10 protein-coding genes are annotated in these 13317 nt (G+C 70.4%); 8 read left to right on the plus strand and 2 right to left on the minus strand.

All coding sequences use genetic code 11. From position 1 onward, the window contains the following. Positions 1-41: 41 nt before the first annotated feature. Positions 42-548: a single-stranded DNA-binding protein gene (locus HR086_RS18320; RefSeq protein ID WP_141645562.1), complete on the plus strand. Its 507-nt coding sequence runs from the start codon at positions 42-44 to the stop codon at positions 546-548. Between the two features lie 134 nt (positions 549-682). On the opposite strand, the gene HR086_RS18325 is transcribed toward HR086_RS18320, so the two are convergent. Beyond that, positions 683-1360 (minus strand): succinate dehydrogenase, encoded by a 678-nt coding sequence (locus HR086_RS18325; RefSeq protein WP_141645563.1) that lies wholly within the window; start codon positions 1358-1360, stop codon positions 683-685. A gap of 262 nt (positions 1361-1622) precedes the next feature. On the opposite strand from HR086_RS18325, the gene HR086_RS18330 reads away from it, so the two are divergent. From HR086_RS18330 to HR086_RS18360, 7 genes are all read left to right on the plus strand, one after another. Further along, the gene (locus HR086_RS18330) at positions 1623-2516 is read left to right on the plus strand and encodes an Hsp33 family molecular chaperone HslO (protein WP_174459731.1); all 894 of its coding nucleotides are present in this window, start codon (positions 1623-1625) and stop codon (positions 2514-2516) included. 34 nt (positions 2517-2550) lie between these two features. After that, complete coding sequence (locus HR086_RS18335; protein WP_141648593.1) at positions 2551-3582, plus strand: Glu/Leu/Phe/Val dehydrogenase dimerization domain-containing protein; 1032 nt, start codon at positions 2551-2553, stop codon at positions 3580-3582. Positions 3583-3701: 119 nt separating this feature from the next. Next, positions 3702-4445, plus strand: coding sequence for a phosphoribosyltransferase (locus HR086_RS18340; protein WP_141648592.1), 744 nt, complete (start codon positions 3702-3704; stop codon positions 4443-4445). A 19-nt stretch (positions 4446-4464) separates the two neighbouring features. Further along, the gene (gene selB / locus HR086_RS18345; RefSeq protein WP_174466258.1) at positions 4465-6381 is read left to right on the plus strand and encodes a selenocysteine-specific translation elongation factor; all 1917 of its coding nucleotides are present in this window, start codon (positions 4465-4467) and stop codon (positions 6379-6381) included. Next, positions 6378-8894 (plus strand): ATP-binding protein, encoded by a 2517-nt coding sequence (locus HR086_RS18350; protein WP_174459729.1) that lies wholly within the window; start codon positions 6378-6380, stop codon positions 8892-8894. The genes selB and HR086_RS18350 overlap by 4 nt, the downstream gene beginning before the upstream one ends. Further along, positions 8891-10336 carry a sigma-54 dependent transcriptional regulator gene (locus tag HR086_RS18355; protein WP_174466259.1) on the plus strand — a complete coding sequence of 482 codons (1446 nt, stop codon included), beginning with the start codon at positions 8891-8893 and terminating at the stop codon, positions 10334-10336. The genes HR086_RS18350 and HR086_RS18355 overlap by 4 nt, the downstream gene beginning before the upstream one ends. A gap of 426 nt (positions 10337-10762) precedes the next feature. Further along, positions 10763-11608, plus strand: a complete 846-nt coding sequence (locus tag HR086_RS18360) for a GNAT family N-acetyltransferase (protein WP_174466260.1) — start codon at positions 10763-10765, stop codon at positions 11606-11608. A gap of 99 nt (positions 11609-11707) precedes the next feature. Here the strand turns inward: HR086_RS18360 and HR086_RS18365 are convergent, their stop codons facing one another. Further along, entirely contained in the window at positions 11708-13267 is a 1560-nt protein-coding gene (locus HR086_RS18365; protein WP_141648587.1) for an NADH-quinone oxidoreductase subunit N, read from the minus strand. Positions 13268-13317: the final 50 nt, after the last annotated feature.

The raw sequence follows: 13317 nt of genomic DNA on the forward strand, positions 1-13317 counted from the left end.
GTGGTGGTGGGGAACTCGACGGAAAGACAGAGGGAGCAGTCATGGCTGGAGGCGTGAACAAGGTCATCCTCATCGGCAACCTGGGTGCGGACCCCGAAGTGCGGTTCACCCCGGGCGGTCAGGCGGTCGCGAACTTCCGCATCGCCACCAGCGAGAGCTGGCAGGACAAGAACGGCCAGAAGCAGGAGCGGACCGAGTGGCACCGCATCGTCGTCTGGGGAAAGCTCGCGGAGCTCTGCGGCGAGTACTTGAAGAAGGGACGGCAGTGCTACGTCGAGGGCCGCCTGCAGACTCGCGAGTGGATGGATAAGGAGAACCGGAAGAACTACACCACGGAAGTCGTGGCCAACGCGGTGACGTTCCTGGGCGGTCGTGACGCCGGGGAAGGCGCGGGTGGCGGTGGTGGGGGTCGCCGGCAGTCCGGTGGTGGCGGGCAGCCGCGCGGCATGGACAACAACGACTACGGCCAGCCGCCTCCCATGGATGACGGCATGGGCGGTCCCTCCGGCGGTGGCGGCGGCAACAACGAGGACGACATCCCGTTCTGAGCGCCGCCCGTCGCGCGGCACTCCAGAAACGAACCGGCCGCTCCCCAGAAAGACTTGGGGGCGGCCGGTGTGCTTTCAGGGCTGGAACGACGGGAGCGGGTGCGCCCGCGCGAGGGGCTTCCCGCTCCGGAGCTTTACGAGCCCGAGGGGCCGAAGGCGGCGCCCGCGGTGTAGAGCGCGTAGATGACGCTCCAGCTCATCGCCGTCAGCAGCAGGAAGAGGATGATGGAGACGGGCTCGAAGCGGCGCATGGCGCGCTCGCTGCCCAACAGGCCCCAGCCCATGGCGAAGCCCTGGAGGCCGTTGGCCAGGTGGTACGCGGTGCCCAGCGTGCCCAGCAGGTAGACGATGAGCGTGGGGCCGTGGAAGCGCATCTCCCGGGCGATGTCGGAGAACGCCTCCGGGTGTCCCGCCACCAGCCGGGGCTGCAGGAAGGCCAGCCAGATGTGCGCGCCGAGGAAGGCGAGCACGCCCAGGGCGCTCACGCGCTGGAGGATGAACTTGAAGTTGCCGTAGTTGTTGTACCGGTTGTTGTTCGGCCGGAAACTGAAGAGCCGGACCAGGCCCCAGCCGGTGTGGAACAGCAGCGGCAGCATGACGATGATGAACGTCAGGGCCTGCGAGTACGGGTTGGCGTACGTGGTGACGGACTTCTCCCACGCGGCCGCGCCGTTGAACGCGGAGAGGTTGTCCCACAGGTGGTTGACGACCCAGAACGTCAGGGGCACCACCGCGAGGAACGAGCCCAGGCGGGACTTGAGGAGCGGAGTCTTCGTTGAAACGGCGTCGGCTGTGGCGGCCTGGGTGCTCATCGGGTCTCCAGCGATGGCGCGCGGGCAAGTGGCCGCGCCCCAAGTCAAAGTCGGGTGACTGTCGGAGGGCGGTTTATAACCGTTCCGGCCAGGACGCTGGATTTCTTCCGCCTCCCCGCATGGCAGCCGTCGCGCATGGAGGCATAAGCCTGGCCTTATGCGTCACCCTGGGTGGCCCTGCTGCCGGGCCGGCATGCGACGGGGCGTCCGCCTTCCGACGTTGGCGGGCACGACGGGCTCGGGCACGCTAAGTCGCTCTGCCATGTCCGATGAGCTCGTCAGTGGATTGCTGAAGAAGTCCGATGTGCGCGTGGTGCTGGCGCTCACCACGGACCTGTCCCGCCAGGCCCGCGCCACCCACCACACGGCCCCCGCCGCCGCGGCGCTGCTGTCCCAGGCGCTCACCGCCGCCGCCCTCCTGGGCGCGCTCCAGAAGGGCGACTCCCGCGTCAACCTCCAGGTGGAGTGTGACGGGCCGCTGCGGGGCCTCTTCGTGGACGGCGACACGTCCGGCCTCGTGCGGGGCTACGTGAAGAACACCCTCGTGGAGTACGTGGGCGGTGGCGGCGACCAGTACCTCTGGCGCCCCGTGCTGGGGAACAAGGGCTTCCTGTCCGTGCTGCGGGATTTGGGCGGAGGCGAGCACTACCGCTCGTCGGTGGAGCTGGAGCACTTCGACCTCGCCGCCGACCTGGAGCGCTACTTCCATCAGTCGGATCAGCTCCCCTCGCGCCTGGTGCTTGCGCAGCTGCCGGCCCAGGTCGACGGCAAGACGGAGTCCCTGGGCGTGGTGGCCGGCCTGCTCATCCAACCCTTGCCCGGCGCGGACCTGGAGGCCTTCCAGGCGCTCGGTGAGCGGCTGCGTCATGACGCCCCGTCGGTGCTCCTGACGCACGCGGCGTCGGGTGGGGCCGCGGTGTTGCGCGCGCTGTTGCCGGAGGCGGACTTCGAGGTGATGTCCCGCTATCCGCTGCGCTTCGGCTGCTCGTGCAGCGAGGACCGCGTGAAGCGCGCGCTGCTCGCGATGGGACGCGAGGAGCTGCAGGACCTCCTGGAGAAAGAAGGACAAGCGGAAGCAACGTGTCAATTCTGTACGACGCGCTATGTCATTCCAGGAGAGGAAATTCGAAGCATGCTGGCGAGCGGCACGGTTTGACTTGGGTGCGTGGCCTCGGTAGAGGCCGCGCGCCATGAGTTACTTCACGCAATTGCTCGAGGGCGGCTACGAAGCCGTCCATCTGCTCAGCGACTCCCGGACGGGCCTGAGGGCCATCGTCGGAATGCACAACACGCGGCTCGGTCCCGGGCTGGGGGGTACGCGCGCGTTGGCGACGTACACCAGCGAGGAGGAGGCCGTCGCGGACGCACTCCGGCTGGCGCGAGGCATGACCTACAAGGCGGCGCTGGCGGGCCTGCCGCACGGCGGTGGCAAGGCCGTCATCATGCTGCCGCGTGGCAACTTCGACCGGGCGAAGCTGTTCGAGTCCTTTGGTCGCGCGGTGGAGTCGCTCGGCGGCCGCTACATCACCACCGAGGACAGCGGCACCAGCACGGACGACATGGAGCACGTGCGCAAGCACACCAAGAATGTCGTCGGCCTGAAGGAGCGCAGCGGAGACCCGTCGCCGGTGACGGCGTACGGCGTGGCGCGCGCGATGGAGGCCACGGCGAAGCACGTCTTCGGCCGGCCGGACCTCAAGGGGCTGCGCGTCACGGTGCTGGGCGTGGGCCACGTGGGCATGTACCTCGTGAAGGAACTGCACGAGCGCGGCGCGAAGGTCTGGGTGAGCGACATCAACGCCCAGAGCGTGGCGCACGCGGTGAAGGAGTACGGCGCCACGGCGGTGGACGCGGACACCCTGCACCGCATGGAGGCGGACGTGTACGCGCCCTGCGCGCTGGGCGGCGCCATCAACGACGCCACGCTGCCGCTCTTGAAGGTGAAGGCGGTGTGTGGAGCGGCGAACAATCAGCTGCTCACCATGCGACACGGCGAGCAGCTCGCCAGCCGAGGCATCCTCTACGTGCCGGACTACGCGGCCAACGCCGGGGGCCTCATCAACGTGGCCCAGGAGTGGGCGGGGTATGACCGGGAGAAGGCGTATGCCCGGGCGGCGAACATCTTCGACACCATCGACACGGTGCTGCGGCGCGCGAAGGAGTCCGGTCTTCGTCCGGAGCAGGTCGCCGACCGGATGGTGGAGGAGAAGCTGGCGGCCTGAGGTGGGCCGGCACCTCGACGTGTCTTCGGACGCGTCGAGGACGGGGACTTCAGCGGGATGTGGCCAGGGCGCGGTCCTCGGGGTATGACGGGGCCGCACCCCAGCCGGAGCTCACCGCCGTGGCCACCAAGCGGGCAGCGCCCGGGCCCAAGGCCCAGGGCAAGCGCAAGCCCACCGCGAAGTCCTCCTCGAAGAAGACTTCTCCGAAGTCTCGTGTCGCGCCGTCGTCGGCGTCGTTGTCCGCCGCGGAGCGCAAGCAGGCGCAGAAGCTCGTCTCCATTCCCGTGGACCTGGTGTTGGCGCCGCAGGTGGAAGCGCCGCGTCAGCCCACTGGCAAGGACCAGTCGCGCAAGCGCTCCGCGGGCGTGAAGGAGCTGACGTGGGCGGACTTCGACCGCGCCGTGCACCACCTGGCCGACGCCATCCGCAAGACGTTCAAGCCGGAGGCGGTGGTGGGTGTGGCCCACGGCGGCGTCTTCGTCGGGGGCGCGCTGTCCTCGGCGTTGGGCTGCGCGTTCTTCCCGGTGCGCATCAGCCGTCGCAGCCGGGACAGGGGTGACGAGGGGCGTCCGAAGGGCGGCCCCAAGACGAGCGGGGAGATGCCGCGCGAGCTGAAGGGCAAGCGCGTGCTCATCGTCGACGACGTGGCGTCCAGCGGCGACACGCTGTCGCTGGCCACGGCGCTGGCGCGTGAGGCGGGCGCCACCAAGGTGTCGACGGCGTGCCTCATCGCGAAGCCGGAGGGGTTCGCCCCGGACTTCGCCGGGCTGACCACGGGCTCGCTCGTCGTCTTCCCGTGGGACTACGCGCCTGGCGCGGGCGACGCGCGCTTCGAAGAGGACCCGGACAAGGCGGGGGCGTGAGCGGTGCCGTGGTGAGGCGATGATTGTCGGCACCGCGGGCCACATCGACCACGGCAAGACGTCGTTGGTGAAGGCCCTCACCGGCATCGACACGGACAGGCTCCAGGAAGAGAAGCGTCGGGGCATCACCCTGGAGCTGGGCTTCGCGCACCTGACGCTGGATGACGGCACGGTGGCGGGCGTGGTGGACGTGCCCGGCCACGAGCGCTTCGTGAAGGCGATGGCCGCGGGCGCTGGCGGCGTGGACCTGGCCGTGCTGGTGGTGGCGTCGGACGAGGGCGTGATGCCCCAGACGCGCGAGCACCTGGACATCTGCCGGCTCCTGGGCGTGCGCGCCGGTGTTGTCGCCCTCACCAAGTCGGACCTGCTGGCGGAGCCGGGGCCGGAGTGGCGCGTGCTGGTGGAGGCGGACCTCGCCGCGCTCACCACGGGCTCGTTCCTGGAGGGGGCGCCGGTGGTGCCCTGCTCGACGCGCACGGGGGAGGGACTGGACGCGCTGCGCACCGCGCTCAGCCGCGCCGCCGGGGCGCTGGCGAAGCGTCCCTCCGAGGGGCCGACGTTCCTCCCGGTGGACCGCGTCTTCACGCTGAAGGGCTTCGGCACGGTGGTGACGGGCACGTTGCTGTCGGGCACGGTGGCGGTGGACGACGCGGTGTCGCTGTTGCCGGGACAGCCGGGCCCGTTGCGCGTGCGCGGCGTGCAGGTGCACGGGCGGGCGGTGGAGAAGGTGGAGGCCGGGCAGCGCGCGGCGGTGAACCTGCCGGGCGTGGAGGCGGAGTCACTCCACCGAGGGCAGGTGCTGACGCGCGCGGGAGAGCTGCCCGAGACGCGCATGCTGGACGTGGAGTTGACGCTGCTGCCGACGGCGGAGTCACCGCTGCCGCGTCGCCGGAAGCTGCTGTTGCACCTGGGCACCTCCCAGGTGGAGGCCACGGTGGCGCTGCTGGACGTGGAGCGGCTGGAGCCTGGCGAGACGACGCTGGCGCAGCTCCGGTTGGAGGCTCCGGTGGCGGCGCTCGTGGGCCAGCGCTTCATCCTCCGGGGCTCGCGCGCGCTGCCGGGGCGGGGCGCGACGCTCGCGGGCGGACGCGTGCTGTCGATTGTGCCCCCCCGGCGCCGCAAGGGGGGCTCGGCGGTGGTGGCGCCGTTGCGAGAGGCGGACCCGGCGGGGCAGGTGGCCTGGTTGCTGCGGCAGGCGGGCTATCGCGGACTGACGCAGCAGGAGCTGTTCGGCCGCTCCGGGCTGGGGCCTCGGGTGCTGACGCGCGCGCTGGAGCTGTCGGGCACGCGGGGCTCGGCGTTGTTGGTGGACCGCGAGAAGCGGCTGTATCTGTCCGGCGAGGTGTTCGAGGGACTGCAGGGGCGAGCGCTCGCATTGCTGGCCGCATTCCATGAGCGCGAGCCCTTGCGCGAGGGCCTGTCCCGAGAGGAGCTGCGGCAGCGCCTGTCGTCCGAGCTGGACGCTCGCGCCTTCCAGCGGGTGTTGCAGGGACTGGGGGACACCGGGAAGCTGGAGGTGGACCGGGACCTCGTGCGTCTGAAGGGGCGCGGCCGTGCATTGTCGCTGGGGGACGAGGCGGCCCGGGCGCGGCTCGCCGCGGAGCTGTCCGCGACGGGACTGGCCCCGCCCACGGAGGGCGAGCTGTCCCAGAAGCTCCAGCTCCCGGTGCCCCGCCTGCGAGAGCTGATGAAGGTGCTGGTGGCCGAGGGGAGGGTGGTGAAGGTCAGCGAGGAGCTGTGCTTCGACGCGGCGGCGCTGGGCGCTCTTCGGGAGCGGCTGGTTGCCCACCTGCGCGAGAAGAAGGAAATTACCACCCAGGCCTTCAAGGAACTGGTGGGACAGAGCCGCAAGTTCGTCATCCCTCTGTCCGAGTACTTCGACCGGGAGAAGGTGACGCTCCGGGTGGGCGAGAAGCGGGTGCTGCGTCGCGGATGAGCACGAGGCATTACAGCGAGGCGTCGCTGCGCGCCTTCATCGAGCCCTTCGCCAACCCCGTGCTCGCGGTGGTGGACGGACGGGTGTTCGCCGCGAACGACGCGTACCTCGCGCTCCTGGGGCTTCCCCGGGAGCGAGTCGAGGGGCGCTCCATCATGGACTTCGTCCAGCCGGAGGACCGCAGCAGGCTGGTCGAGCGCTACCGCCTGCTGGAGTCCGGCGTGCCCATGGAGGCGGCGACGCAGCTGTACCAGGTTCCCTCGGCGGACGGCGTCACCCGCGAGGTGGCCCTCTACGCGTCCCATCTCTCGCTCGAGAGCGGGGGGCGGGCGCTGCTGCTCAACCTGCTTCCCATGGTGGACCGGCCCACCGAGCTGTCCGTGGCCGAGCGACTGGTGGAGACCTCCGCGGGCCTCGTGTCCGCGCACTCCGAGGACGCGGTGCGCCGCGTCGCGCTCAAGGGCCTGGAGGCCGCGGGCTTCCGGGTGCGGCTGTTGCGGTGGGACGGCATGCGGCTGCATGCGCTCGACGGGGGGCCTCCTCCGGTGGACGTGTACCTGGGGCTGGAGGCGCTGTCGGACGGGCGCCCTGTCTTCGGTGGCGCGGAGCGGGCCTCGCCCACGCACGTGTACCTGCCGGTGGGGGGGCCCCAGGTGGAGGTGCTGCGCGTGGAGGGCCCGTGGGTGGCGCCTCGCCACGGCTCGGTGCTGACGCTCTTCGCCAAGGTGGTGGGGGCGGCGCTGACGGACGCGCGTGTGCAGGCGGACAGCACCCGCAGCCGGTGGGAAGTGGGCGCCGTCGCGGAGATGGCGCGCTTCGTGGCGCGGCCGATTCCCCCCACGCCAGAGGACTTCCTGTCGCGCGTGTCGGAGCTGCTGCTGGCGGAGGCCGCCGTGCTGCACCTGACGAGCGGCGAGGAGGGGCCGCTGGAGCTGACCGCCCACTTCGGGCTGGCGGAGAGCGGTGTCTCCCCGGGGGCCGTGGACCGCCTGAGCCGGGTGATGGGGGCCTCGGTGCCGGACGCCCTGGATGGAGACCTCACCACGGAGGCCCAGGCGGCGGTGCTGCGCGAGGTCTCCGGCGGCGCGCTGGGCAGTGGCGCGGCGGTGCGGCTGGCTCGGGGCGGAGAAATCTGTGGGGTGCTCCAAGTCCTTCGTGCTCCGGACCGGCCCTTCGACGCGCGGGATGTGCGGCTGCTCGGGACGTTGTCGGAGTTGCTGGTGACGCTGCTGGAGCAGCGGCGGCTGCGCTCGGAGTCCGGGCGGCAGCTCACGGAGACGCGCCTGCTGTTGGACCTGGCCCGCACCACGTCGGGCGTGCTGGAGACCTCCAGCATCCTCGACGTGGCCTCGGACTTCCTGGTCCACCTGTTGGACGTGTCCAACTGCTACATCATGCTGTACGACGAGAGCGCCAAGGTGCTCCGGGGCGCCGCGGCCTCCGCGGCCCATCGCGACTTCTTCCGCACGGTGGTGTTGTCGCTGAGCAGTGACAGCGTGGCGGCCCGGGCCGCGCGCGAGCGGCGGCCGGTGGCCATCGAGGACGTGGAGGCCTCTGGCGGAGGCTTCAACCCGCAGCTCGTCCAGCGCTTCGGCGAGAAGGCGCTCCTGGCGTTGCCGCTCACCTCGCGCGAGGAGCTCATTGGCGTGGTGTTGGTGGACGACACGCGGCGCACCCGGGGATTCAGCCCCCAGCTCGTCGAGCTGGCAGAGGCCACGTGTGGCCAGCTGGCGCTCTCCATCGCCAACGCGCGCCTGTACGAATCGCTGTGGGCCAGCTACGCGGAGCTGGCCGCCACGCGCGCGGAGATGGTGAAGCGCGAGCGACTGGCGGCGCTGGGCGAGCTGTCCGCGATTGTCGCGCACGAGGTGCGCAACCCGCTGGGCGTCATCTTCAACGCGGTGGCGTCGCTGCGCCGGCTGCTGGAGCCCGCGGGTGACGCGGGCATGCTGCTGGACATCCTGGGCGAGGAGAGCGACCGCCTCAACCGCATCGTCGGCGACCTGCTGGACTACACGCGCCCCAGGAACCCGGTGCTCCAGCACGAGGACCTGGGCCGCGTGCTCCAGGACTCACTGGAGGCGGCGCGCGTGCAGGGCGGTGGCACGGACCGGCCCGTGCAAATCGATTCGGAGGTGGAGCCCGGCTTGCCGCCGGTGCCCATGGACCGCAGGCTCATCCGCCAGGCGCTCGTCAACGTGGCCGTCAACGCGATTCAGTCCATGCCGCAGGGCGGGAGGGTGCAGGTGCGGGCTCGACGGGAGGCGCATGGTGGGCGTGAGCAGCTGCGCATCGACGTGGCGGACCAGGGGCTGGGCATTCCCGCCGAGCTGCTCCACCGCGTCTTCGAGCCCTTCTTCACCACCAAGGCGCAGGGCACGGGCCTGGGCCTGGCTGTCGTCAAACGTATCCTCGAGGAACATCGAGGCGAAATCGCCGTGGACAGCGTCCCCGGTCGCGGTACCACCTTCACTTTCCGCCTTCCCCTCTCGCAGCCCCCGTCCTTCCCATGACTGACGCGAACACCCCGCCGTCCCGTGGACGCATCCTCGTCGTGGACGACCAGCGCAACATGCGCGCGACCACCGCGTTGCTTCTGCGCGCCGAGCACTACACCGTCTTCGAGGCGGGCACGGGTGAGGAGGCCCTGGCCCACCTGTCGGGCGGCAGCATGGACCTGCTGCTGACGGACTTGAAGATGGAGCCCATGGACGGGCTGACGCTGCTCAGGCGCGCGCTGGAGGTGGCCCCCCGTCTCCAGGTCATCATGATGACGGCCTTCGGCTCCATCGAGAGCGCGGTGGAGGCGATGCGGCTGGGCGCCTACGACTACGTCACCAAGCCCTTCAAGGAGAGCGAGCTGCGCTACCGCGTGGAGCGCGCCCTGGAGCGCGCGCGCCTCCTGCGCGACGTGGACAACCTCGCCACCGACTTCAACCAGCGCCACGGCCTGTCCGCGCTGGTGGGACGCAGCGCGGCCATGAGGGACCTCACCTCGCGGCTGATGCGCGTGGCGCAGAGCGACGCCACCGTGCTCATCCAGGGTGAGAGCGGCACCGGCAAGGAGCTGGTGGCGCGCGCGCTCCACGCGCACAGCCGTCGCAAGAGCCGCTCCTTCGTGCCGGTCAACTGCGCCGCCATCAGCGAGTCCCTGCTGGAGAGCGAGCTGTTCGGCCATGCGAAGGGCGCCTTCACGGGCGCGGTGAAGGCGCGCCGCGGCCTCTTCGAGGAGGCCGATGGCGGCACGCTCTTCATCGACGAGGTGACGGAGACGAGCCCCACCTTCCAGTCCAAGCTGCTGCGCGCCCTCCAGGAGGGTGAAGTCCGCCGCGTGGGCGAGTCCACCGCGCTGCGCGTGGACGTGCGCACCGTCGCCGCCACCAACCGAGATATCGAAGTGGAGGTGCGTGAGAAGCGCTTCCGCCAGGACCTCTACTACCGCCTCAACGTGGTGACGCTGCGCGTGCCCCCCCTGCGCGAGCGTCTGGAGGACGTGCCCGCGCTCGCCGAGCACTTCCTGGAGCGCGCCAACGCCCGCAGCCCCAACCCCCGGCGCCTGTCCGCCTCCGCCGTGACGCACCTGATGGGCTACGACTTCCCTGGCAACGTGCGCGAGCTGGAGAACCTGGTGGAGCAGGCCGCCGCGCTCGCCGAAAGCGACGAGCTGCTGCCCGAGGACTTCCCGCTGCGCCAGGCCCGCCTGCCGCCCGCGCACGGCTCATCTGGCCTCAGTGCCCTGGACGGGCAGTTGGGCCTGGGCTCGGGCACGAGCGGAGGCCCCACGCTGGCCCAGGTGGTGGAAGAGGCCGAGCGCCGCGCCATCGCCCAATCCCTGGAGCGCCATGGCGTGGACCTTGCCCGCGTCGCGGACGAGCTGGGCGTCTCCTCCACCACGCTGTGGCGGAAGATGAAGCGCCTCAACCTCCGCCCGCCCAGCGAGGCGGTCCGGGAGTAGGGTGGAGTTGGACGTGTAACTTTTGCGCACCTGTGGATTCAGATCCGAAATGAACGAGGTTCATCGGTGAAAAACACAGGCGCTTGAAATCATTGAGAATTTTCAGTTCTGCAAGTCGATTTCAGGGCTGCAATGCAATCGCCGAGGTTGGCCAGTGTCGGGTGGACCTCTAAGTGCCTGAGAAAACTGGAGTTTGTCTCAAAACGACTCTTGGCACGACGACTGCTATAGCTCCACGCGGGACACATCGAAGCGAGGCTGAAGGCGGTTCCCCCCCACCCCTTCAGCACTTCCGGTGAGTCACCTTCAGAAGACCCGCGGCCCGACCCTCCCCTGTGGAGTGTCGGGCCGCCTTCTTTTGTGCTGTTGGCCGTTGAAATCCGCCCGCGTCGGTGTTCGCTCCATCCTTCTGCGGAGGAATGCCTGATGGCGGTGGAAGCGCGACGGCAGCCGAGTGCGTGGGCCCTGAGGCCTGGCCGGGCCTCTGACTACGAAACCTACGTGAGGTTGTTCGCGGAGCTGGGGGTGGACGAACCACCTCCGTCCGCCTCCATGTGGGCCCATGAGGTGGCCCCCCGCACCCTGCTGGTGGACGGGCCGGGTGGGGTGGAGGGGTACACGTCGACGGACGCGCTGGGAGAGCTGGGCTACGTGGGGCAGTTGGTGGTGGCGCCCTCCGCGCGTCGGCGGGGGTTGGGGCGCTGGATGATGGAGCGGGTGGCGGCGCGCTTCCGGGAGCAGGGCTGTCGGAGCTGGGCCCTCAACGTGAAGCGGGACAACGTCGCGGCCCTGGGGCTGTACACCTCGCTGGGCATGAGGCGCGCGCGCCAGGGCATCAACCTGAAGGTGACGCGCGCCCAGGTGGCCGCGCTTCCGCCCGTGCCTGACGGGCTGGTGGTGGTGCCCCTGGAGGCGGGTGACTGGGCGCCGCTGACGGGGGCCTTCGGGATGATGCCGGGCAAGCTGGCGCGCTACGCGACGCTGGCCTCGCACCGACTGCTGCGGCTGGCGCGCGAGGATGGTGTGGAGGAGGCGCCGCTCGGGATGATGGACGTGCGCTCGGGTGGCGCGGTGTTGTTTCCCTTCTTCGCGGCCTCACTGCCTCATGCGCGGGCGCTGCTGGAGGGCGCCTTCTCGCTGCTGGGGACCTCGCGCGAATCGATGGGCGTGGTGGTGACGGATGACGCGCCACTGGAGCGAATCCTGCGCGACGCGGGAGCCGGCGTGAGCCTGGAGACCTTCGAGCTGCGTGGAGCGCTTCCGGAGCCGTAGCGCGCGCTTCGTCGCGGGCCCCGGAAAAGACGACGCCCGCCCGAGCACGAGGCCGGGGCGGGCGTGGGAACAACCACGGGGCAGGCAGCCCCGCGAGGGCTACTGGCCGAAGATGCTGCTGGCCTGCTCCAGCCACGCAGTGATGGGGCCAGGGAGGATACCGAACACCACCACGGCGGCGGTGGAGAGGACCAGCGCCAGCTCCGTGGACCAGCTCCGCTCGAGTGGCTGGGCGCCCTCGGGCACGGGCCGCATGAACATGTAGACCACCACGCGCAGGTAGTAATAGGCGCCCGCCGCGCTGGCGAGCACGCCGACGATGGCCAGGCCGATGAGGCCCGAGTCCACCGCGCTCTGGAAGATGAGCAGCTTGCTCATGAAGCCGATGGTGGGAGGAATCCCGCCCAGCGACAGCATGAAGGTGGCCATGGCCACGGCCCAGCCCGGACGGCGCTGCGCCAGCCCGCTGAACCGCTCCAAGTCCCACGCGGTTCCCTTCTCCTCGTCCTCGCGGCGCTCCAGCACGGACACCAGGGTGAAGGCACCCACGGCGCTGAAGGTGTAGGCGAGCAGATAGAAGAGGATGCCGCGCAGCGCCTGCGAGCGGGCCAGCTCCACCGGCGAGCCACCCGTCAGCTCGGACGGGCCGAGCAGGCGGAACTGCTCGCCCGGCGCGGTGACGAACAAGGCCGCCACGCCCACCAGGAGGTATCCGGCGTGGGCGATGGACGAGTACGCCAGCATGCGCTTCACGTTGCGCTGCGGAATCGCCAGCAGGTTGCCCACCACCATGGTGAGGAAGGCGAGGGTGGAGAACAGCACCAGCGGCAGGTGCGGGTCGATTCCCTTGCCCAGCGTGAGGAACACGCGCACCAGCGCCGCGAAGGCCGCGGCCTTCACGCCCGCGCTCATCAGCGCGGTGACGGGGGTGGGGGCACCCTCGTACACGTCCGGCGTCCACATGTGGAAGGGCACCGCGGCGACCTTGAAGGCGAAGCCGGAGCCCAGGAGGATGAGGCCCGCGTAGACCAGCGCCGGCTGGGTGGCGAGCGCGCCGGACAGCGGGCCCACCATGGCCGTCAGCTTCGTGGTGCCGGTGGCCCCGTACAGGAGCGCCGCGCCGTACAGCAGCACCGCGGAGGAGAAGGCGCCGAGGATGAAGTACTTGAAGCCCGCCTCGCTCGGCCGCGTGCCACGTCGCAGGTACGACGTGAGCGCGTAGGTCGCGATGGAGAGGACCTCCAGGTTGACGAAGAGGGTGATGAGCTCGTTGGACATCGCCAGCAGGCTCATGCCCGCCGCGGCGAAGAGCATCAGCGCGTAGAACTCACCGCGCTCAGCCCCGCGCTTGCGCAGGAAGCTCACCGAGCTCAGCGCCGCCAGGCCCAGGCCCACGCACACCACGAAGGTGAGGAAGCTGGAGAAGGGGTCCAGCACGCCGAAGCCGAGGAACGCCTCGTGCGCCGGCTCGAACATGGAGGCCACGGCCACGGCGCCCGCCGCCACCGCCGCCACCACGGTGAGCACGGCCTGGTAGGAGCGCGACGCGGTGGCGCTGAGGAACACCTCCGACAGGAGCAGGATGCAGGCTCCCACCACCAGGATGATGGCGGGAATCAGCGGGAGGAAGTCTGCCAGGGTGAGATTGGGCAGGATCATGTCGTGGGCTCAGGCGGCTTACGGCCGAGACGAGGGGACAGCCCGGGCGG

The organism is Myxococcus sp. CA039A, assembly GCF_013336645.1.
GTDB lineage: Bacteria > Myxococcota > Myxococcia > Myxococcales > Myxococcaceae > Myxococcus > Myxococcus llanfairpwllgwyngyllgogerychwyrndrobwllllantysiliogogogochensis.